This window comes from Aeromonas sp. TS_SC_11 (assembly GCF_057318915.1).
The window spans coordinates 4,365,235-4,388,191 of the sequence record NZ_CM170470.1 but is presented as its reverse complement, the minus strand read 5'-3'; the positions used below and the strand labels follow the sequence as shown (position 1 = coordinate 4,388,191).

Sequence of the window (22,957 nt, the reverse complement as noted above, 5' to 3'; positions counted from 1 at the left end):
AATAATACCGCCTGGGTGGACACTGAACCGTGACGCTGTGACTACCTCCTGGCTGAGCAAGAAGCAGGGCAAGATCCCGTTGCGCCTTGCCAGCAAGGAATGCGGGCCAGCTCGGGGCCGGCCCATGCAGATCAGGGGCGGCAGGTGGCCGGGCCGTTTGGGAGGGCTATCAGGGTAAACAGGCTGTCGAGCAGGAAATCGGCCTCGCGGGTCAGGTTGATACGCTCAGGGAAGTGCAGCCAGTTGATGATGTAGCCATCCAGAGTGCAGTGCAGCAGGGTGGCGGCGCGCTGGGTATCCAGCGTCTTGGGGAGTTGACCCTGGCGGATGGCATTGGTCAGGGTGATCTCAAGATCCCGGAAAAAGTTGGCGGCCTGGCCGCGCATATGTTCGCGCAGGGAGATGGCTTCCCCTTCCAGCGATTCCAGATTGAACATGATGGTGAACATCTGCTGATGAGCCGGATTGGTACTGATCTTCACCAGCACCTCCTTGAGGAAGCTGCGCAGCTTGCCGAGGGGATCGGGCTCCTGCTCGGCAACGCAGGCATCGAGCTGGTGGGAGAGCGGCTGGCACAACTCCTCCCACAAGGAGACGAACAGCTCTTCTTTATTCTTGAAGTGCCAGTAGATGGCGCCACGGGTCAGGTCGGCGGCCCTGGCAATATCGGTCAGGCTGGTCTTGGCCAAGCCGTGTGAACAGAACAGATTAAGGGCCGTACTCATGATGTGGCAGCGGGTCTGCTGCGCCTCTTCTTTGGTTCTTCTGGCCATCGATATCTGCGCCTTGTAAAAGTAAAAAAAGTCACTTACATACATTTATGAATGTATGTATATTGCCTCATCTTTCCGATTTTACCAACAGGGACCTGTAAACCCTGTGGTTATTCATTGACTGACAAAGGTTAAGGTTCTCCATGCATAAACATATTCTCGCACGTTCGGTTGGCCTTGCCCTGCTGGCAGGTGGTCTGCTGGCAGCTTGTGGCGAACAGGGCGGTGCCCAGCAAGGGCCGGGTGACATGCCACCCGCCGCCGTGGATGTGGTGACCCTGCATACGGCACCGCTGCAACTCACCTCTGAGCTGACCGGTCGCAGCGCGCCGCTGCGGGTCGCCGAGGTGCGTCCCCAGGTGAGTGGCATCATTCTCAAGCGTCTGTTTACCGAAGGCAGCGACGTCAAGGCCGGGCAACTGCTCTATCAGATCGATCCTGCGGTTTATCAGGCCAACGTGGCCAGTGCCAAGGCCAATCTGGCCAAGGCGCAGGCCAACGAGCAGAGCGCTCGCCTCAAGGCAAAGCGTTATGCCGAACTGGTGAAGGTGAAAGCCATCAGCAGCCAGGAGTATGACGACGCCGATGCCGCCTGGAAGCAGCAACTGGCCGAGATAGGCGCTGCCAAGGCGGCCTTGCAGAGTGCCAACATCAATCTGGCCTATACCCGTATCACGGCTCCCATCAGCGGTCGCATCGGCAAGTCAGCTGTGACCGAGGGTGCTCTGGTGACAGCCCAGCAGGCTGACAGCCTTACCTCCATCCAGCAGCTCGATCCCATGTATGTGGATGTGCGCCAGTCCACCGCCGACCTGTTGCGCCTCAAGCGCCAGATCGCCGCTGGCAAGCTCGTTCAGGACGAGAACAAGGGCGCCAAGGTGCGCTTCCAGCTGGAAGATGGCAGCAGCTACAGCGAAGAGGGCTCATTGCAGTTCTCCGACGTGACCGTGGATGAGACCACCGGCATGGTGACTCTTCGGGTGATAGTGCCGAACCCTCATCAACTGTTGCTGCCCGGCATGTTCATGCGCGCCACTCTGCAAGAGGGCGAGCGTGCAAAAGGGCTGCTGGTGCCGCAAACAGCCGTGACCCGCACCCCCAAGGGGGGCGCTACTGTAATGGTGGTGACGGCGGACAACAAGGTCGAGCTGCGCGAGGTGCAGGTGAGCCGCATCGTTGGCAGTGACTGGGTGGTGGAATCCGGTCTCAAGACGGGTGAGCGGGTGATCGTCGCCGGTCTGCAAAAGGTACAACCCGGGGCTGTCGTCGCGCCCACTGAACAGGCGGCCACCGTGCCGTCTGAACAGACCCCGGCCAACAAGTAGGATGGAGTAGTCGCCTCATGGCACGATTTTTCATAGACAGACCCATTTTCGCCTGGGTAATTGCCCTGGTGATCATGCTGGCAGGGAGCCTGGCCATCATAGGCCTGCCGATCGCCCAGTATCCCAGCATTGCACCGCCCGCCGTGGGCATATCTGCAAGCTATCCGGGAGCTTCTGCCAAGACGGTAGAAGACTCTGTGACCCAGATCATCGAGCAGAACATGACGGGGCTGGATCACCTGCTCTACATGTCCTCCCAATCTGATTCCTCCGGCAATGTGTCGGTGACCCTCACCTTCCAGGCGGGGACAGATCCCGATATCGCCCAGGTGCAGGTGCAGAACAAGCTGCAGCAGGCGATGTCGCTGTTGCCGCAAGAGGTTCAGCAACAGGGGATCCGGGTTCAGAAGACCTCCAGCAGCTTCCTGATGGTGGCGGCCTTCATCTCCGGTGACGGCAGCATGAACAACGATGACCTGGCCGACTATGTGGTGGCCAACATCAAGGAGCCGCTGAGCCGTCTGGACGGGGTAGGGGACATCACACTGTTCGGCAGCCAGTACTCAATGCGTGTCTGGCTCGATCCGAACAAACTCACCCGGGTACAGATGACCCCGATTGATGTGCAGAACGCCATCAAGGCACAGAATGCCCAGGTGGCGTTTGGCAAGGTGGGGGGCACGCCCTCGGTCGAAAGTCAGCAGTTTACTGCCACCATCATGGGGCAGACCCGTCTCTCTACCGTGGAGGAGTTCAACAATATCCTGCTGCGGGTGAATCAGGACGGCTCCAAGGTACGGTTGCAGGATGTGGCCCGGGTTGAGCTGGCGGGTGAAAACTACGACGCTGATGCGCTTTACAACGGCCAGTCTACCGCGGCGGTTGCCATCAAGCTGGCGACCGGTGCCAACGCCCTCGATACCGCCGAGAAGATACGCGGCAAGCTGGACGAGCTCTCCGCCTACTTCCCGGCCAACATGAAGGTTGTCTATCCGTACGACACTACCCCCTTCGTGCAAATCTCCATCGAGGAGGTGGTACAGACCCTGATCGAGGCGATCTTCCTGGTGTTCTGCGTTATGTATCTGTTCTTGCAGAATTTCCGTGCCACCCTGATCCCGACCATAGCCGTGCCGGTTGTATTGCTTGGGACCTTTGGCGTCATGTCGGCGTTCGGCTTCTCCATCAATACCCTGACCATGTTTGGTCTGGTGCTGGCCATCGGCCTGCTGGTGGATGATGCCATCGTGGTGGTGGAGAACGTGGAGCGGCTGATGAGCGAGGAGGATCTCTCCCCGCTGGAAGCGACCCGCAAGTCCATGACCCAGATCACCGGTGCCCTGGTGGGGATCGCCCTGGTGCTCTCTGCGGTCTTTGTGCCCATGGCCTTCTTTGGTGGTTCGACCGGTGCCATCTATCGCCAGTTCTCTCTCACCATCGTCTCGGCCATGGTGTTGTCTGTGCTGGTGGCCCTGATCCTGACGCCGGCACTGTGTGCTACCCTGCTCAAGCCCATCAAGCATGGGGAGTTCGGTGCCCAGCGTGGCTTCTTCGGCTGGTTCAACCGGGCCTTTGATTCTGGTGCCAACCGCTACCAGAGCGGTGTGCGCAAGGTGATCAAGCAGGGCGCCCGCTACAGCATCATCTATGTCGCCATGTTGGCGGTGCTGGCCGTGCTGTTTATGCGCATGCCCACCTCCTTCCTGCCGGAAGAGGATCAGGGGGTCATCATGTCCATGGTGCAACTGCCGGTCGGCGCTACTAAGCAGCGCACCGAAGTGGTACTGGCGGACATGCGCGATTACTTCCTGAAAAACGAGAAGGACAACGTCGACTCTGTGCTGACGGTGGCGGGCTTCAGCTTCGCCGGTAGCGGCCAGAACAGCGGCATGGCGTTTATCAAGCTGAAAGACTGGAAAGAGCGCAGCAGCCCTGATCGCAGCGCCAATGCCATCATAGGCCGCGCCATGGGTTATCTGTTCAGCATCAAGGAAGCTCAGGTGTTCGCCTTCAACCTGCCTCCCATTCCTGAACTGGGCACGGCCACCGGCTTTGACTTCTACCTGCAAGATCGCGCAGGACTGGGTCATGACAAGCTGATGGCGGCGCGCAACCAGTTGCTTGGCATGGCGGCGCAGGATCCCAACCTGGTGCGGGTGCGCCCGAACGGGATGGAAGACACGCCCCAGCTCGACGTCAAGATTGACTACGAGAAGGCGCTGGCTCAGGGGCTTTCCATCAGCGACATCAACAGCACTCTCTCTACGGCCTGGGGCTCTTCTTACGTGAACGACTTCGTCGACCGGGGTCGGGTCAAGAAGGTCTACCTGCAGGCGGATGCCCCCTTCCGGATGAATCCGGAAGATCTCAAGCTGTGGTATGTGCGCAACAGCACAGGCCAGATGGTGCCCTTCTCCGCCTTTGCCAGCACGGAGTGGAGCTTCGGCTCGCCCCGTCTGGAACGCTATAATGGCGTGTCGGCGATGGAGATAGTGGGTGAAGCGGCGCCTGGCAAGAGTACCGGTGACGCCATGGCAGCCATCGAGCAGATGGTGAAGCAGTTGCCGGAAGGGATAGGTATCGAGTGGACTGGCCTCTCCTTGCAGGAGCGGCAAGCGGGTTCCCAGGCGCCAGCCTTGTACGCCATCTCTCTGCTGGTGGTGTTCCTCTGTCTGGCGGCGCTGTACGAGAGCTGGAGCATTCCCTTCTCTGTCATGCTGGTGGTACCGCTTGGAGTCTTGGGGGCCATATTGGCAGCGACCATGCGCGGGCTGGAGAACGACGTCTACTTCCAGGTAGGCTTGCTCACCACCATAGGGCTGTCGGCCAAGAACGCGATACTTATCGTTGAGTTTGCCAAGGAGCTGTACGACAAGGGAATGGGCTTGGGTGAAGCCGTGGTGGAGGCTGCGCGTCTGCGTTTGCGTCCCATCCTGATGACCTCCCTCGCCTTTATCCTGGGTGTACTGCCGCTGGTCATCAGCTCGGGTGCCGGTGCCAGCAGTCGTAACGCCATCGGTACCGGTGTGATGGGGGGGATGATCAGTGCGACTGTGCTGGCCATCTTCTTCGTGCCGCTGTTCTTCGTGCTGGTGACTCGCCACTTCACCAAGCACAATTCACAGGAAGAGCAGGCTGCGCTTGCCAAGGAGACCCATCATGACTAAGACGCTGGTCGCCTTGAGCGTGACACTGCTGCTGGGGGCCTGTTCCATGGCCCCTGACTATCAAAGACCTGAATTACCCCAAGGCGCCTCCTGGCAGAGCAATGAGACCGCAGGGGAGGCGGCCGTCTCCCCCTGGCAGCAACAGTTTCTCGACCCGACGCTGCAAAGGCTCATCGATACTGCACTGGAGAACAACCGGGATCTGCGGATCGCGGCTCTCAACGTCGAGGCGTATGAAGCCAGGTACCGTATTCAGCGGGCGGCGCAACTGCCGACCCTGGCAGCGAACGGCTCGGGCACCCGCCAGCAGGGATCCGACGATCTCAGCAGCACGGGGCAGGGGACCATCAGCAGCCAGTATGATGCCAATCTCGGCATCACCGCCTATGAGCTGGACCTGTTTGGCCGGATCCAGAGCCTGAAAGATCAGGCTCTGGAGACCTACCTTGCCGAGATCGAGACCCGGCGCAGCACCCAGATTGCGTTGATAGCGTCGGTGGCCAATGCCTATCTCACCTTGCTGGCGGATCAGGAGTTGCTGGCGCTGAGCGAAGCGACCCTGTCGACCGAGCAGGAAAGTTATGGCCTGACCGAGCACAAGTATCGCCTGGGCGCGGCCTCCGAGATGGAGCTGGCGCAAGGGCGTACCGCACTGGAAAGCGCCCGGGTCAGCCTGGCCCAGTACCAACGCCAGGTGAAGCAGGATCGCAATGGTCTGGCACTGCTCCTTGGCACCCAGGTTCCAGTGCTGGATAGCCAGCCGGTGACCCTGGCCGAGGTAAAATTGGCGGCGATCCCGGTGGGCGCGCCTTCGAGCTTGCTGCAACAGCGCCCGGATATTCTGGCCGCCGAGCACAGTCTGAAGGCGGCCAATGCCAATATAGGCGCGGCGCGCGCCGCCTTCTTCCCCTCCATCTCGCTCACCGCGACGGCGGGGACGGCCAGCAACCAGCTGAGCGGCCTGTTTGACGGAGGAACCGGCACCTGGTCGTTTATCCCCCAGATCAACCTGCCCATCTTCGACGGTGGGAAACGTATCGCCGATCTTGATGTGGCTGAAGTGAGTACCCGGCAGGCGGTGGCGAGCTACGAGAAGAGCATCCAGACCGCCTTCAAGGAGGTTGCGGATACCCTGGGTGCCCAGGCGGACTATCAGCAGCAGTTGCAGGCACAACAGGCTCTGGTCGAAGCCAACCAGACCTATTTCAAGCTGGCGGAGTTCCGTTATGAGCAAGGTGTGGACAGTTACCTGACCCGGCTCGATGCCCAGCGTTCGTTGTTCAGTGCCAAGCAGGGCCTGATCAGCACCCGTCTGGCCCAGCTGACCAACCAGGTGGCGCTCTACAAGGCCATAGGTGGTGGTTGGCAAGAGCCTGACACCGATGCAGCAAGCGAGCGCCAGCAGTAGCGATCACTTCCTGTTTTGAGTTATCCTGACGCCACAGGGCGAACCACAAGGTTCGCCCTGTTTTTTTGAGCAAGATCATATGCATATGGCACCTTGATGACATAATGCGTCGTGCTTTATCGAGTTAGGACCCCTGTTTCCGATGTCCAGGTCATTGAGTAGTATGTGAATTGACGGCAGCACCGCAAAATAGCACTTGAGCTGTGTGCGAAAGACAGAGAGACCCTTTCAGGACCGTACATATTAGTGCTTGTCGCAAGACCTGGTGAGTAAAAAATTCATTTTTGCATTTAAGATCAAAGAAATAGCAACTGAACAAGCGAAAGACTAGCCGCAACGGTACTTGCCTTATATAAGCAAACTGCGGGAATGGAAAGAAAATGAGCCGGGATGACGTCTTCCCCGGAGCATGGGAAGATCTGACGGTGCAACAGGTTGCTAAAGGCGTTAGAATCCACCGCTATTGTTGAAATGGAATAGCTCAATAAGATAGGTTCGAGAATCAACTTCTCATCGAACCGTTATTAAGTAAGTAGTTGGCAAGGATAGCTGCCGCTACGCCACAAGCTGGAGGGCATGATGGCCAACAGCACACTCATTCTGGTTAAAAGCAGCGAACTGGGAGCTGTAACTCAGGGGCGGTAGCCATTGCACTTTTTCCGTTGATAGTCAGAAATCTGCCGGTCAGACATGTTTATCCTTGTCTCCACTCTCATTGTTACAAGTCGTTTTACCTTCATTTTTTTATATTCATTTCAAGAGCATACCTATGAAAATCCTTGTCACTGGTGGCGCTGGCTTTATCGGGTCGGCGGTTGTTCGTCATATTATTCGAAACACGCAGGATGCCGTGGTCAATCTCGACAAACTCACCTATGCGGGGAATCTGGAGTCCCTGGCCGACGTGGCTGCCAGTGAGCGTTATGTTTTCGAGCAGGTGGATATCTGCAACCGTGGTGAACTGGATCGGGTGTTTGCCCTGCATCAACCGGATGCTGTGATGCACTTGGCGGCCGAGAGCCATGTCGATCGTTCCATCACGGGGCCTGCCGATTTCATCGAAACCAATATTGTTGGCACCTATACGTTGCTGGAATCGGCGCGTGCTTACTGGAACGAATTGAACGAGACACGCAAAGCGGCTTTCCGCTTCCACCACATCTCCACCGATGAGGTGTATGGCGATCTGCCCCATCCAGATGAGGTGAGTGCCGGTCATCCCTTGTGGAATAAGCCACTGCCGCTCTTTACCGAAGCCACTCCTTACGCTCCCAGCAGCCCCTATTCGGCCTCCAAGGCCTCCAGCGACCATCTGGTCCGCGCCTGGCGCCGAACTTACGGTCTGCCGACCCTGGTCACCAATTGCTCCAACAACTATGGTCCCTACCACTTCCCCGAGAAGCTGATCCCTCTGGTGATCCTTAATGCGCTGGATGGCAAGCCACTGCCGGTTTATGGCAAGGGTGACCAGATCCGTGATTGGCTCTACGTAGAAGATCATGCTCGCGCGCTTTACAAGGTGGTGACCACTGGCTCGGTAGGGGAGACCTACAACATCGGCGGTCACAACGAGAAGCAGAATCTGGATGTGGTCCATACCATCTGCGATTTGCTCGACGAGATGGTCCCCAAGGCTGGTTCTTACCGCGATCAAATTACCTATGTGGCGGATCGCCCCGGTCACGATCGCCGCTATGCCATCGACGCCAGCAAGATGAGCGCCGAGCTGAACTGGCAACCGCAAGAGACCTTCGAGTCCGGCATCCGCAAGACGGTACAGTGGTATTTGGATAACCAGCTGTGGGTTAATAACGTGAAGAGCGGTGCCTATCAATCCTGGATTGAGCAGAATTACGATGGGCGTGCCTGATGCATGTCCTGTTGTTTGGTAAAAATGGCCAGGTGGGCTGGGAGCTGCACCGAGCATTGGCGCCACTAGGACATATTACAGCGGTGGATTTTGACTCCACCGATTATTGCGGTGATTTCACTAATCCTGCCGGTGTCGCCGAGACGGTACGTCTGCTCAAGCCGGATGTGATTGTCAATGCTGCCGCTTACACTGCGGTTGATAAGGCCGAGAGCGAGCGGGCACTAGCCCAATTGCTCAATGCCACCAGTGTTGCTGCGATTGCCAAAGAAGCTGAGGCACTGGGTGCTTGGTTGGTGCACTACTCCACCGACTACGTATTTGATGGCCGTGGCGAGCGCTCCTGGGTCGAGAGCGATCAGACCGCACCGCTCAACGTCTATGGTGAAACCAAGCTGGCAGGGGAAGATGCAGCTGTGCTTTGCACTCGTCATCTTATCTTCCGCACCAGCTGGGTGTATGCCGCCCGTGGGGCAAACTTTGCCAGGACCATGCTGCGCTTTGGCAAAGAGCGCAGCGAAATGTCGATTATCAATGACCAGTTTGGCGCCCCGACCGGTGCAGAGTTGCTGGCCGATTGCACGGCCCATGCGATCCGTATTGCGCAGTACAAACCAGAGGTGGCGGGGCTGTATCATCTGGTCGCCTCCGGTACCACCACCTGGTTTGACTATGCCCAGCTGGTGTTTGCCAAAGCCAGAGAGGCAGGGGTTGAACTGGCGGTCATGCAATTCAATGCTGTGCCGGCCAGTGAATTTCCGACGCCTGCCAAGCGGCCTCATAACTCACGCCTGGATACGAGCAAGTTCCAGCGAACATTCGGTCTGGTGCTACCAGACTGGACTGTTGGTGTCGAGCGGATGCTGGTAGAGATCCTGAGTCAATATGAGGATGGCAAGCGAGACAAGGGGATTTCGTGTCTTGTCGATAGTAATAAAGGGTAAAAGAAGTGGCGCTTGGCCACACTTTTTCATGGTTAAATAATTCAAATATAAGAAATGAAGCATTATGACCAAACGTAAAGGTATTATTCTGGCCGGTGGGTCAGGCACTCGTCTCTACCCCGTCACCATGGCAGTCAGCAAGCAGCTGCTACCCATTTATGACAAACCAATGATTTACTACCCACTCTGTACCCTGATGCTGGCGGGAATACGAGATATCTTGATAATCAGTACGCCACAAGATACCCCCCGTTTTGAACAGCTGCTGGGAGATGGCAGTCAGTGGGGGTTGAATTTGCAATACAAGGTACAACCGAGCCCGGATGGTTTGGCACAAGCGTTTATTTTGGGTGAGGAGTTTATTGGTTCAGATGCATGTGCTCTGGTCTTGGGCGATAATATATTTTACGGCCACAATTTGCAGAAACAGTTGGTGTCAGCCGCAGACACTCCCAGTGGAGCGACCGTATTTGCCTACCATGTATATGATCCAGAGCGGTATGGTGTAGTAGAGTTTGATGACGAGGGAATTGCCATTTCCCTAGAAGAAAAACCGCAAGAGCCGAAGAGCAACTATGCGGTAACGGGTCTCTATTTTTATGACAACAATGTTGTGGAGATAGCCAAGAACTTGAAGCCATCTCTTCGCGGTGAACTGGAAATTACAGACATTAATCGAATTTATCTTGAGCAAGGAAATCTGTCGGTGGCCATGATGGGGCGTGGCTATGCCTGGCTTGATACCGGTACTCACGAGAGTATGATTGAGGCGAGCAACTTTATTCAGACTATTGAAACTCGACAAGGACTAAAAGTTTCTTGTCCGGAGGAGATAGCCTACCGTCAGGGATTTATTGATGCTGCTCAAGTGAGGCTATTAGCTGCGCCATTGATAAAGAATGCTTATGGTCAATACTTGATGAGATTGGTTTCCAAGGTGAAATAACAAGTGTTTTTAGGTTCTTTTACATTTAAGTCGGTTAGTAACTACGTTGCATATTATGTAGATCTTCTTTTAAAGGTTTATTAGTCATTCTCAAATGAAGTATTCAAACCACTATCCTGACTTTGAACCATTTTATTATTTTATTTTTATATTCTTTTGGAGTAAAGATGCAAAACAAGAAAGTGGCCATTATTGGGCTAGGTTATGTTGGGTTGCCTTTAGCCGTAGAGTTTGGGAAATACCGTTCCGTGCTCGGATTTGATATTAACCAATCGCGCATCAATGAACTGATGAGTTTTCAGGACAGTACTCTTGAAGTCACCCCTGAAGAACTGAAACAGGCGACAAGGCTGACCTATAGCAGTGACCAGAATGCCTTGAAAGATTGTGACATCTTTATCGTTACCGTCCCAACACCTATTGATGGAGCTAACCGTCCTGATTTAACGCCATTGGTGAAAGCTAGCGAGACAGTGGCTAAGGCGCTGAAGCAGGGGGCTATCGTTATCTATGAGTCCACTGTCTATCCAGGTTGCACTGAGGAAATATGTGTACCTGTGCTGGAGAAGTTCTCAGGCCTTAAGTTCAATGAAGGCTTCTATTGCGGCTACAGCCCGGAGCGCATAAACCCTGGTGACAAGGTCAACACTCTGACGAAAATCAAGAAGATCACTAGTGGTTCGACTGCTGAAATTGCTGTAGAGGTAGATGCGCTTTACAACTCGATTATTTCAGCCGGCACCTTCCCTGCTACCAGTATCAAGGTTGCGGAAGCAGCAAAGGTGATCGAAAACAGTCAACGTGACCTCAATATTGCCTTCGTCAATGAACTCTCCATCATTTTTGATCGTATTGGCATCGACACCATAGAAGTATTAGAAGCCGCTGGTAGCAAATGGAATTTTCTTCCTTTCCGTCCTGGTATGGTTGGTGGCCATTGTATAGGTGTTGATCCTTATTATCTGACGCACAAGGCCGAAGAGTTGGGATATCACCCTCAGGTAATTCTTGCAGGTCGTCGCATCAACGATAACATGGCACGTTATGCTGCCAGAAATGTCATAAAGCTGATGCTGAAAAATGGTATTGATGTTGCTCGCAGTGTTGTTGGTGTGATGGGTATTACCTTCAAAGAGAACTGTCCCGATATTCGTAATAGCAAGGTAATTGACCTGATTACTGAACTGAAGAATTGGGGGTTGAATGTGGTCGTAATAGATCCTTGGGCTAATACTGACGAAGTGCAACATGAGTATGGTATTGAATTGGGTGTCATTAGCGAGCAATCTCCAGTCGATAGCCTCATTGTCGCCGTAGGTCATCAGGAGTTTCGAGAGCTCTCTCCACAACAGTTACGCAAGTTCTGTCGTACTGATCAACCTGTGCTGGCAGATATCAAGGCTCTCTATACACGGGAGGCCTGTGACAAGGCGGGGTTTACGCTTTTCCGCTTTTAATCTCCGGTTCAATTGTAGAGGCTGCCATAAGATGCCCTCTTGCAATTTTCAATGAACTATTGGAATGACTGAATACACTAAAAATTTAGCCATTAAAACTGTGATGATGTGCCATATTAGCGACTAAATTTTTCTTGTTGGTCGTTAGTGTGAGCCATGAACAGTTTTCACAATCCTGCGAGGATATGTGATGGGGCGAGTGAATGCAGTCAACCATGCGGCACTCCAAGCAAAACAAATATATAGACAAACCGAGTAAACACCCTCCGTCTGGTGTTAAACAAATAAGGTAATTATTGTGCTAATTCAAAGCTACCCTATCATCAAAGATCGCAAGATCAGAATCGCCATTGTTGGCTGTGGCCGCATTTCCAAAAACCATTTTGGTTCCATCGCCCAACATGCAGATCACTTTGAGCTAGTTGCGATTTGCGATATCAATCCGACTACGCTCGTTGAGCACCAGCAGCAATATCAGGTCCCAGCCTATCAAAAGCTGCAAGAAATGTTGGAAAAAGAGCAGATCGATATCGTAAGCCTTTGCACCCCCAGTGGCTTGCATGCTGATCAGGCAATACTCGCTGCTGCGCATGGGGTACATGTCATTACAGAAAAACCTATGGCGACTCGTTGGCAAGATGGTCAGCAAATGGTCAAGGCATGTGACAAAGCAGGAGTGCGTCTCTTCGTTGTCAAACAGAATCGTCGTAATACCACTCTGCAACTGTTGAAGCGTGCCATCACTGAGAAGCGTTTTGGCAAGATCCATATGGTCAATATCAATGTGTTCTGGACTCGTCCCCAATCCTATTACGATGTTGGCGGTTGGCGCGGTAATTGGGAGTTTGATGGTGGTGCCTTCATGAATCAGGCGAGCCACTATGTTGATCTATTGCACTGGCTGATTGGCCCTGTCGAAAAAGTTCAGGCGATGATGACCACGACTCGGGATATTGAAGCTGAAGACACTGGTGTGCTGAACATCAAGTGGCGTCATGGTGCAGTAGGTTCTATGAGCGTTACCATGCTTACTTATCCACGTAATCTGGAAGGTAGTATTACCATCCTTGGTGAGCAGGGTACGGTGCGAATTGGCGGGCTTGCAGTCAACGAAATTCAGCAATGGCAGTTTGCTGAAGAGAAAGATTACGATGCCCAGATCAGCGAGGCAAACTATGAGACCACTTCTGTCTACGGCTTTGGGCATCCTCTTTACTACAAGAATGTAGTGGATGTTATGCGTGGCGAAGCTGAGCCAGAAACTGACGGTCGTGAGGGTTTGACCTCACTGGAACTGTTGATTGCCGCCTACCTGGCAGCCCGTGATGGCCGTCAAGTTGGTTTGCCGCTGGAGTATTAAGCATGAACTATCTGGTGCATGAAACTGCGATAGTTGATGTGGGTGCGCAGATTGGGGCTGACTCCAGAGTGTGGCATTGGGCCCATGTCTGTGCAGGGGCAAAGATTGGTGCAGGAGTTTCTCTTGGTCAAAATGTCTTCGTTGGCAATAAAGTAGTTATTGGTGATCGCTGCAAGATACAGAACAATGTTTCGGTATACGATAATGTAATTTTGGAAGAGGGGGTCTTCTGTGGTCCCAGCATGGTCTTCACCAATGTCTATAACCCAAGAGCCTTGATCGAACGCAAAGCTGAATATCGTGACACCCTTGTCAAGAAAGGAGCAACCCTGGGAGCCAACTGTACCATTGTTTGTGGTGTTACCATTGGCGAGTACGCTTTCATCGGTGCCGGGACAGTAGTGAACAAAGAGGTCAAACCCTTTGCTCTTATGGTGGGCGTACCCGCCAAGCAAATAGGTTGGATGAGTGCCTACGGTGAAAAGCTCGATCTCCCTCTTTATGGCCAGGCCACAACAGTTTGCCCTTTCACTCAAGAAACCTATGTTCTAGAGGGTGACACCCTCAGTAGATTGGAAAGATAATCATGCAATTTATTGACTTGGCTGCCCAATACCAGCATCTGAAACAAAAGATTGACCAACGAATTCAGCAAGTGCTCGAGCATGGTCATTACATTATGGGGCCTGAGGTGGCCGAATTGGAGGCCAAGCTGGCTGACTATGTCGGTGTTAAACATGTCATTACCTGTGCCAATGGTACCGATGCTCTGACACTGGCGATGATGGCGATGGGAGTTAAACCTGGCGATGCTATTTTTTGTCCAACTTTCACCTTCTTTGCTACAGCAGAGACCATCGCTTATGAAGGTGCTACCCCTGTTTTTGTAGATTCCGATCCCGATACCTTCAACATCTCACCTCAAGACTTGGAAAAGCAGATTCAACGGGTTCTCGCCGAAGGCAAGCTCAATCTCAAAGCGATTATCACTGTTGATCTCTTCGGGTTGCCTGCCAATTATCCAGAGCTGGAAATTATTGCAAAGAAATACAATATGAAACTCCTCGAAGATTCAGCTCAGGGTTTTGGCGGTGAATTGAACGGAAAACGGGCCGGTAGCTTTGGTGATATTGCAACTACCAGTTTCTTCCCAGCCAAGCCGCTGGGGTGCTATGGCGATGGTGGCGCTATCTTCACCAATAGCGATGAATATGCCGAGCTTATCAAGTCTTACCGGGTTCATGGCAAAGGAGCAGACAAATACGACAATATTCGTATTGGTATGAACAGTCGACTTGATACTATCCAGGCGGCAATTTTATTAGAGAAACTGGCCGTCTTCCCAGAGGAGTTGATTGCTCGTAATAAAGTGGCTAAAAACTATGAGCAGGCATTGGCAGGGAAATATAAAACACCCATGGTGCCGCCTGGTTATTTAAGCTCATGGGCACAATATACCATCATTACTCAGGATCGAGACGCTACCATGGCTGAATACAAGGCCAAAGGAATACCAACCATGATCTATTACGCAACTTGTCTGCATCAGCAGAAGGCGTTTACTTATCTTGGTTATAAAGAAGGTGATTTGCCAGTGGCTGAGAAACTATCAAAGCAAGTGGTTAGTTTGCCAATGCATCCATATATGATTTAAATATACCAGTGGTACTGGCAATTAAATTAATAAATTGTCATTAACAGAATGCTATACTCTTTGGTAAAAAACATGATTGCTCTCAATAGTCCGGTCAAGCCTGATTTGAAAAAGCTAAGCAGCTATTTGGAACAGGTGAATAATATCGGTTGGTATACCAATTTTGGTCCTCTACACCAAAAGTTGACAGAACGTCTGGAAGAATATCTAGGTATAAAAAATCTACTGCTAATGTCCAATGGTACCTTGGCTTTGCAAGTCGCATATGAAGTTCTAGGAGTTAAATCTGCCTTAACGACACCCTTCTCTTTTGTGGCAACATCGTCCTCTGCATTATGGCAAAATATTCCACTTTCATTTTCTGACATTAATCCTAAAAGTTATAATTTGTGTTCTACGCAGGCTCAAAAGGCATTGGAAAGAGACTCAGAAATAGACACTGTTATTGCAACACATGTATATGGAAACCCCTGTGACGTTCAGGCGTTTGAAAAATTGTCTGAAAATATGGGTGTTAAAATAATCTATGATGCTGCTCATGCATTTGGAGTCAAGGTTGGAAGTGAGTCGATTTTAAATTTCGGCGATGCCAGTATATTAAGTTTTCATGCGACAAAGGTGTATCATACCGTCGAAGGCGGTGCAGTTGTATTTAAACAGCATGAGAATTATGAAAGAGCCAAAGAATTGATTAATTTTGCGATTGGTAAACATGGCATAGATGGCATTGGTATTAATGCAAAAATGAATGAATATCAGGCTGCCGTGGGTTTGGTGTTGCTGGATGATATAGCTCTTATTTTGGAGCATCGAGAGGCCTTGTTTACTGCATACAGGGAAGGCTTGAAGGATGTGGTGGGTCTTCCTGAATGGCATCTAGACAGTTCCTTCAATGGAGCATACATGCCGATTTATTTAGACTCGGAGGAGAAATTGCTCCGTGTCATTGAGCACTTATCAAAGCAAGGCATTCAGAATCGGCGTTATTTTTATCCATCCTTGGATACCGTTTTTCCACAATGTGTTAACTTTGGTTGTGACAATAGTCATCAGGCTGCAGAAGGGATGATATGTTTACCACTTCACTATAACATGACTTTGAATGATATATATAGCGTTACTGCAGCGATAAGGGCTCTTATTTAATTTTATATCTATACTTTACTTATTTCATTATTACTAAGTTACAGTTTATTAAGGTTTTTTATGGCATATCTTAACAAGGAAGAGTTAGAGCATTTTGGCTTTATTTCGTATGGAGAGAATGTAAAAATATCTGATAAAGCATCTATTTATGGTGCAAATAAAATAAAAATTGGAAGTAATGTCAGAATTGATGATTACTGTGTTGTATCTGCCGGAGAGGGTGGGATCAATATTGGAAGTTATATCCATATAGCCGTATTTAGCTCATTGATAGGTGCAGGTAAGATAACAATATCAGATTACTGTAATATATCTTCCAGAGTTTCTATATATTCTAGTAATGATGATTATTCAGGTTCATTTATGACTAATCCAATGGTTCCTGAAAAATTCACTAACGTAAATCATGCTGATGTGTTTTTAGGACCGCATGTTATTGTTGGAAGTGGATGTATTATTCTACCTGATACTATATTGGATGAGGGGGTCGCCATTGGAGCACTTTCACTGGTTAATATGAGTTGTGAATCTTTTGGTATATATGCTGGTGTTCCTATTAAAAAAATTGCAAATCGTAAACGTGATCTATTAAAAATAGAAATGCAATTGAATAAAGAAATTTGTATAGGGTCATAAATTGTCAATTAGAAAAAATGCCATAGCTAACTATATTGGTCAGATCTATTTAGCCATACTTGGTATTGTCATCGTTCCATTTTACGTTGAGCGATTAGGTGCTGAAGGATATGGTTTGGTTGGTTTTTTTGCCTTGCTTCAGGGGTGGATGCAGCTACTGGATATGGGGATCTCAACCATGCTGGCGCGTGAGGCTTCAAGGTCTCGTTTTGATCTAGTGGAAGCTTTTCGTTTCAAGCGTTTACAACAACTAATACTTATTCTTTTCGCACTAATCGCCTGTATTGTGGCTGTATTGAGTTTTGGTGCTCGGGAGTGGTTAGCAACTAGTTGGTTGAAAACCACCCTACCAAAAGAAACTGTCATTTTTGCACTATCTTGTATCGTTATTTCTGTTTGCATCCGTTGGCAGAGTGGTCCCTTGCGTAGCACTCTGATGGGGCTTGAGCGCCAAGTTCAGCTAAATGTTGTCAATATGGTGCTGGCAACATTTCGTTTCCCTGGGTCTGTGGTTGTGTTAATCCTTACTCAGGATTCTATAGATGCTTTTTTCCAGTATCAGATAGTGATTTCATGTGTTGAATTTTTCTTACTCTGGATTATTGTCAAAAAATACATCCCCAGTAAAGAAGCGATTCCCTTGCCTGATTGGGAGTTTCTATCCTCGATAAAACCGACGCTTAAATTTTCCCTTGGTATCGCATTTACCTCAGCCGTTTGGGTACTGATCACCCAGCTGGATAAATTGCTGTTAAGTTCATTACTGCCTCTAAAAGAATATGGATATTTCACCATGGCTGTTACAGCTGCTGGCGGAATTAGTTTGCTCAGTGGCCCTTTATCTCAGGCAGTCTCTCCTAGATTAGCTGCTTTGCATGCACAAAACAATAAATCTGAAATCGTAAGTGTTTATAGATCTGCATCCAGAGTGATGGCAATGATTATTGCACCTGTATCTATTTTGACAGGAACATTTTCAAGAGAAATTGTTTATATTTGGACTGGGAGTTGGGTAATTTCAGACAATGTAGCCCCCATTATGCACTGGTATGCTTGGGGGAATGGTGCATTAGCACTTACGGGCCTCTCATATTATTTACAATGTGCTTATGGAAATATCCGTTTGCATATTATTGGAAATGTCATTTTTGCACTAACTATCATTCCGGCGATTTATTTTGCAACCAAGCATTTTGGTGCCGTTGGCGCAGCTAAGGTTTGGTGTACCTCTAACTTTTTGTTCATGATTATATGGACAGGAATTGTACATAAAAAATTTATACCCAAGCAACATCTCAAGTGGATATTGAATGATGTGACTCCTTTTTTAACCATGCCGGTAGCCTTATATTATATTTATTTTTCATGTGATTTACCTCTACACTTGGAGGCCTATTCTAGGTTTCAAAGTTTGATGCTTATATCTTTATTTGGCCTGGTTTTTTTAATGATTAATGGTGCTATTTATCGCTTTCTTAAATATCGATATTGAATTTTTCATGAAAATTCGGTGGTTTAATGGATAATAAATTTATTAAAAATAACATCAAAATTGCTCATATTGCATTTGACAGCATCTTTATTGATACGGCATATCGCTCTTTCGAGCGAGCATATCCAAAATGCAATGATGTTTTTATATTTACAAAAAAAACATGGCAATTTATAAAAAACAATGATCTTTTCATAGAGAAAAGTAAATTAGAAGTGCTAAATCCTTTTTTTGCTAAATTGTTGTGGAAATATGACATTATAGTTCTGCATTCATTGGCAAACTTTATGATTCCTATAGTTCTAATGCCTAAAAGAGCAAAAATAATATGGCTAGGAATGGGATATGATTATTATAGTAGAGCATTCTCTGCTGATACTCTTGATGTGGGTCTATATCTAGATGAAACGAGGAGGGTTATTAACGACGGACTTTTACCAGGAATTAATAAATATAGTATAAAGTCACGTTTGATAAAGGTAGTGAATAAGGTTTTAGGTAGTAAAATTTTATTTAGATGGGCCCTAAATAAAATTGATATTTTTTCACCTGTTTTACCCGTTGAATATAATATGGTAAAGAATAAATTCAATGTTAAATCTTTCCCTAAATATGCCCCATGGAATTATGGAAACTTAGAGAATGATTTTGTTCGAAATTTTATGGGAAAAAGAGTATCTGGCGACTGGATTTTATTGGGAAACAGTGCTGGGGCTACTAATAATCATCTAGAGGCTATAAGACTATTATCTAAACTTGATTTAAATTCTTCAAAATATAAGATAGTTACGCCATTAAGTTATGGTGACAATAATTATGCTAAAAAAATAAAGGATTACGGCGCAGCTAATCTAGGTGAATCTTTCTGTCCAATAGAAAAATTTATGCCAATAGATGACTACATTAAATTATTACAAAAGTGTGGGTTTGTAATAATGAATCATGTCCGGCAACAAGCCATGGGGAATATCATTATAATGATGTACCTAGGAGCTAAAGTTTTTTTACGATCAGAATCGGCTATTTATACTTTCTTTAAGGGGCTAGGCGCAACAATATATTCAGTTGAGGAATTGGAGCTAAATAAAGAATTACTTAATTCAAAGCTAGAGTTAGATGAGATAATTAATAATAGAACGATATTAGCATCATATTTTTCAGAGCATGCAGACTTAATAAAAACAAAAGAACTTGTCGAATTAGCTATTAGTCACATTGATGATAATGACTTTAAATGATTTTTCCGGTTTGGGATAAAAGTTAAAATGGTCATGGAGACTATTAGGTAAAAATTATGCTATATTTTAATTATAAATTTTCATATTTTAATTTATCAGTATGGAGTATGATATTACTTCTTACACTGACATTATTAAACTCTTATCCTGGCGAAGGAATTGAGTTTGCATTGATATTCTTTAGTTTTGCTATTGTTTCGGCATTTTTGATTCTACCAAAAAATAAAGACTTATTTGATCCGTTCTATCTTTTTTCACTTTGTTATGTAACGTTTATAGCCTCTGCATATATTTTGAGGGTTAATGGATTAAATAATAATCATTTTATCTCTACCACTAATTTCTATAACAACATCGATACTGTATACATGTACGGGCTCATAGCATTAATCGTCTCATACATTTCTGCATTAACCGGATATTGGTTTTTCTCAACTAATTCTCGTGTCTATAAGCCTTTTCATTCTAGTGCTTTCGATTCAAAGACTATATTCTATATAGCAGTTTTTTTATATGTTATTGGTTTCGTGAATTTTATGATTAATATATTTATCATATCCTCAGGCGATATTGTGCTATTTTATAAAACTATATCCATGAGGTATTATGATTTTCAAGGACCAGTAACAACGCTTGGCTATCATAGTATGTATATTGCTTGCTATATATTTTTCATTTCTGCAATGCAGAATCGCAAGCTTAATACTATGATAAGCATTATAGTAATTTCTTCATTTTTGATTATGATATCGAATGGACGAATCGCACAGTCTATTTTTTATCTTACAACGTTTCTTATAATATATTACTATTACAATGGAAGTTATAAATTAAACGTTAGGTATTCGTTTCTAGGTATGCTTCTAGTTCTAGTTGGGATTAGTGTATATGGTTTAAGGATCGCGAGTAGTTTGAGTTTAAATACGGTTGATGGCGGGTTTGAACTATCAACGTATATAAGTGAGTTCCTTAGTTTTGATTACCTTTCACATATACTCTTTGATAAGGGCTATACTCCTAACTTTGCCTTACTCATGAAGGTGATTGATTCATGGTCATATGATATAGGGTACATGTATGGCTCTACGATATTACACCCTATATTCAATTTTGTTAGCCCTAATGTATTTGGGCTTGTTGAAATGCCCGCAGTATTAGCTAAGCAACAATGGTACATGCATACCCAAGATGGGAACTTACCAGTCACAGGTATTGGTGAGATGTATGTCAATTTTTCGTATATGGGTTTTATTTTTGGTATGTTTCTCTTTGGCGCGCTAGGCGCTTTAATTAGAAACTTAATGATTAAAACTAGAAGTGCGATTTTCTTGATATTTTATGCCAAATTCATCATTGGTTTTTATATGCTCTACCCCAAGGGGGAACTCAATAATCTTTCAGTTTTTTGGATGCTATTTCCATCGATTTCAATATACATTATTGCCATCGTTGTAAATAAGTTAAAATATAGAGGCTCAATGTTCGTTCTGGAATAGCATATCAAATGATATTTGATAGTGAAGTATTTATTCGGCCATGTTGGCAAGACTAGTTTAGTTGAGCTGGTATGTATTAATTAGGATTGTTTTTATTATTGGTAACTATAACTTATGAAAGTTGCACATATTACAACAGTACACAAACGACATGATGTTAGAATTTTTTTTAAAGAATGTACGTCTCTTGTTACTGCTGGCTATGACGTATATTTAGTCGTCGCCGATGGCTTGGGTGATGACATAGTTAATGGTGTTAACATTATTGACATTGGGCTTCCTAGAAGTAGGTTTCATCGGGTATATTATGCAACCAAGCTAGCTTATGATGTGGCAATGAGAATAAATGCTGATATATATCATGCACATGATCCGGAATTGCTTCCGCTTTTATTTAAATTAAAAAAGAAAGGGAAGTTGGCTGTCTTTGATTCACATGAAGATGTTTACAAGCAGCTTTTGAATAAGTCGTATATTCCCAGATTGCTTCGCATGTTAATTGCTAAGTCATATTCGTTTTTGGAATCTTTTATATGCTCAAGAATTGATGGCGTTGTTTGTGCAACCGAATCTATTCAACAAAATTTCGCTAGAAAAAGTAGAATATCTGAGAACATTAACAATTACCCTATTCTTAATGAGGGGGCTCAGTTTAAACCAAAAGTTGACAATGAAATAAAATCTGTTTGTTTTGTTGGTACGATTGAGCCTGATAGGGGAATTGTTGAAGTTATGAAGGCGATTAGCCTGCTTGAGTATGAAGTTAAATTGAATTTATCTGGAAGTTTTTCATCTGAAGATTTTAAAAGCAAGTTATCTCAATGTGAAGGCTGGAATAACGTTGTATTCCATGGGTGGCTAGATCGTGTCAGTGTAGATACCTTAATTAAACAATCGTCATTGGGACTTGTCACGCTTCATCCTATGCCAAATTTTATAGAGGCATTGCCGGTAAAAATGTTTGAGTATATGAGGGCCGGAGTTCCGGTTTTGTCATCAAATTTTCCACTTTGGAAAGAAATTGTCGCCGGTAATAACTGTGGGTTGTGTGTAGACCCTCTTTCCCCTCAGGAAATTGCAACTGCGATTGATTCAATAATATCCAATCCTGATATGGCGAGTGAAATGGGTAATAATGGTTTGAATGCAGTGACTGAGAAGTATAATTGGTCTCGAGAAGAAAGTAAGTTATTTAATTTCTATAGAAAATTACAAAGCTGAGTTTATATATGACATTGCCTTTAGTTACTGTAGTCATACCATCGTATAATCATATTAAATATGTTGAGAATGCATTGAAAAGCGTGCTCGAACAGAGTTACAGCAATATTGAGTTGATAGTTATTGATGATGGTTCTTCCGATGGTTCAGTTGAATTTTTGAGGGGTTTATCATACGGTGAATCATTTTTTCTTATAGAGCAGTCTAACGCCGGTATATCAAAGACTCTGAATAAGGCTATCCAGGGCTATTCCCATGGGGAGTATATATGTATCTTGGCGTCAGATGACTATTTTCATCCAGAAAAAATAGAAAAACAGATAAAAGCAATTGCACAGTATCCAGGCTCCGAGTTTTGTTATACCAAGGCGAGAGAGTTTGACTCTGAAAGTGGGGATGCTATACGCGAGTTTCCTAAAAAAATTATTCAGGGTAAAGTTCTCGGCAGTGTGTTTTTTCATCAGCCTTATGCTGCCGGAACAATCATGTTTACTCGGTCGCTATTTGATAGGGTGGGTGGGTTTGATGAGGGATTGAAAATAGAGGACTGGGACTTTTCTATCCGATGCGCAGCTGAAACTAGCTTTAGCGTTGTGGATGAGCCTCTGTTTTTTTATCGTTCACATCAGAATAATACGATTAAAAAATTGGATAGGCGCGTTGTATTTAAAAATAAAATGCAAACGTTAACCAAAAATTATATGCTTATATCCCCTTCTCGTTGGATATGGATTGTGATTGTTCACTTTGTTTTTGATCACTATTTGTTTAACTTTAAAAGAGCTATTCAGTCTATAATGAAAAAATAAGATTGATATATTTTT

At 47.0% G+C, this 22,957-nt stretch carries 18 protein-coding genes; 17 read left to right on the top strand and 1 reads right to left on the bottom strand.

All coding sequences use genetic code 11. The annotated features are described in order from the left end of the window. Positions 1-131: 131 nt before the first annotated feature. Complete coding sequence (locus AC1P02_RS20240; protein WP_277734283.1) at positions 132-773, bottom strand: TetR family transcriptional regulator; 642 nt, start codon at positions 771-773, stop codon at positions 132-134. A gap of 143 nt (positions 774-916) precedes the next feature. Here AC1P02_RS20240 and AC1P02_RS20235 point away from each other — a divergent pair, with 143 nt between their 5' ends. The 17 genes from AC1P02_RS20235 (at position 917) to AC1P02_RS20155 (ending at position 22,942) form a co-directional block, all read left to right on the top strand. Further along, positions 917-2,098 (top strand): efflux RND transporter periplasmic adaptor subunit, encoded by a 1,182-nt coding sequence (locus tag AC1P02_RS20235; protein WP_485183128.1) that lies wholly within the window; start codon positions 917-919, stop codon positions 2,096-2,098. Positions 2,099-2,115: 17 nt separating this feature from the next. Next, positions 2,116-5,265 carry an efflux RND transporter permease subunit gene (locus AC1P02_RS20230; protein ID WP_058394241.1) on the top strand — a complete coding sequence of 1,050 codons (3,150 nt, stop codon included), beginning with the start codon at positions 2,116-2,118 and terminating at the stop codon, positions 5,263-5,265. Next, positions 5,258-6,673 carry an efflux transporter outer membrane subunit gene (locus tag AC1P02_RS20225; RefSeq protein ID WP_485183125.1) on the top strand — a complete coding sequence of 472 codons (1,416 nt, stop codon included), beginning with the start codon at positions 5,258-5,260 and terminating at the stop codon, positions 6,671-6,673. Before AC1P02_RS20230 ends, AC1P02_RS20225 begins: the two co-directional genes overlap by 8 nt. 769 nt (positions 6,674-7,442) lie before the next feature. Continuing rightward, positions 7,443-8,543 carry a dTDP-glucose 4,6-dehydratase gene (gene rfbB, locus AC1P02_RS20220; protein ID WP_429178799.1) on the top strand — a complete coding sequence of 367 codons (1,101 nt, stop codon included), beginning with the start codon at positions 7,443-7,445 and terminating at the stop codon, positions 8,541-8,543. Beyond that, positions 8,543-9,487: a dTDP-4-dehydrorhamnose reductase gene (rfbD, locus tag AC1P02_RS20215; protein ID WP_429178797.1), complete on the top strand. Its 945-nt coding sequence runs from the start codon at positions 8,543-8,545 to the stop codon at positions 9,485-9,487. The genes rfbB and rfbD overlap by 1 nt, the downstream gene beginning before the upstream one ends. A 64-nt stretch (positions 9,488-9,551) precedes the next feature. Beyond that, the gene (gene rfbA / locus AC1P02_RS20210; protein ID WP_429178795.1) at positions 9,552-10,433 is read left to right on the top strand and encodes a glucose-1-phosphate thymidylyltransferase RfbA; all 882 of its coding nucleotides are present in this window, start codon (positions 9,552-9,554) and stop codon (positions 10,431-10,433) included. Between the two features lie 167 nt (positions 10,434-10,600). Continuing rightward, positions 10,601-11,890 carry a nucleotide sugar dehydrogenase gene (locus AC1P02_RS20205; RefSeq protein WP_265421179.1) on the top strand — a complete coding sequence of 430 codons (1,290 nt, stop codon included), beginning with the start codon at positions 10,601-10,603 and terminating at the stop codon, positions 11,888-11,890. Between the two features lie 298 nt (positions 11,891-12,188). Then, positions 12,189-13,250 (top strand): Gfo/Idh/MocA family protein, encoded by a 1,062-nt coding sequence (locus AC1P02_RS20200; RefSeq protein WP_429178793.1) that lies wholly within the window; start codon positions 12,189-12,191, stop codon positions 13,248-13,250. A 2-nt stretch (positions 13,251-13,252) separates the two neighbouring features. Continuing rightward, on the top strand, positions 13,253-13,834 hold the full coding sequence (locus AC1P02_RS20195) for an acyltransferase (RefSeq protein ID WP_265421180.1): 582 nt from the start codon (positions 13,253-13,255) through the stop codon (positions 13,832-13,834). A 2-nt stretch (positions 13,835-13,836) separates the two neighbouring features. Next, on the top strand, positions 13,837-14,904 hold the full coding sequence (locus tag AC1P02_RS20190) for a DegT/DnrJ/EryC1/StrS family aminotransferase (protein WP_485183122.1): 1,068 nt from the start codon (positions 13,837-13,839) through the stop codon (positions 14,902-14,904). A 72-nt stretch (positions 14,905-14,976) separates the two neighbouring features. After that, on the top strand, positions 14,977-16,050 hold the full coding sequence (locus AC1P02_RS20185; RefSeq protein ID WP_485183120.1) for a DegT/DnrJ/EryC1/StrS family aminotransferase: 1,074 nt from the start codon (positions 14,977-14,979) through the stop codon (positions 16,048-16,050). A 60-nt stretch (positions 16,051-16,110) separates the two neighbouring features. Further along, positions 16,111-16,686 (top strand): acyltransferase, encoded by a 576-nt coding sequence (locus AC1P02_RS20180; RefSeq protein WP_485183118.1) that lies wholly within the window; start codon positions 16,111-16,113, stop codon positions 16,684-16,686. 1 nt (position 16,687) lies between these two features. Continuing rightward, positions 16,688-18,178 (top strand): oligosaccharide flippase family protein, encoded by a 1,491-nt coding sequence (locus AC1P02_RS20175; RefSeq protein ID WP_271787859.1) that lies wholly within the window; start codon positions 16,688-16,690, stop codon positions 18,176-18,178. Between the two features lie 26 nt (positions 18,179-18,204). Continuing rightward, positions 18,205-19,416 carry a TDP-N-acetylfucosamine:lipid II N-acetylfucosaminyltransferase family protein gene (locus AC1P02_RS20170; protein WP_485183115.1) on the top strand — a complete coding sequence of 404 codons (1,212 nt, stop codon included), beginning with the start codon at positions 18,205-18,207 and terminating at the stop codon, positions 19,414-19,416. A gap of 56 nt (positions 19,417-19,472) precedes the next feature. Next, positions 19,473-20,912 carry an O-antigen polymerase gene (locus AC1P02_RS20165; RefSeq protein WP_485183113.1) on the top strand — a complete coding sequence of 480 codons (1,440 nt, stop codon included), beginning with the start codon at positions 19,473-19,475 and terminating at the stop codon, positions 20,910-20,912. A gap of 114 nt (positions 20,913-21,026) precedes the next feature. Further along, the gene (locus AC1P02_RS20160; RefSeq protein WP_265421187.1) at positions 21,027-22,133 is read left to right on the top strand and encodes a glycosyltransferase; all 1,107 of its coding nucleotides are present in this window, start codon (positions 21,027-21,029) and stop codon (positions 22,131-22,133) included. A gap of 8 nt (positions 22,134-22,141) precedes the next feature. Further along, positions 22,142-22,942 (top strand): glycosyltransferase, encoded by an 801-nt coding sequence (locus AC1P02_RS20155; protein WP_485183110.1) that lies wholly within the window; start codon positions 22,142-22,144, stop codon positions 22,940-22,942. Positions 22,943-22,957 lie beyond the last annotated feature (15 nt).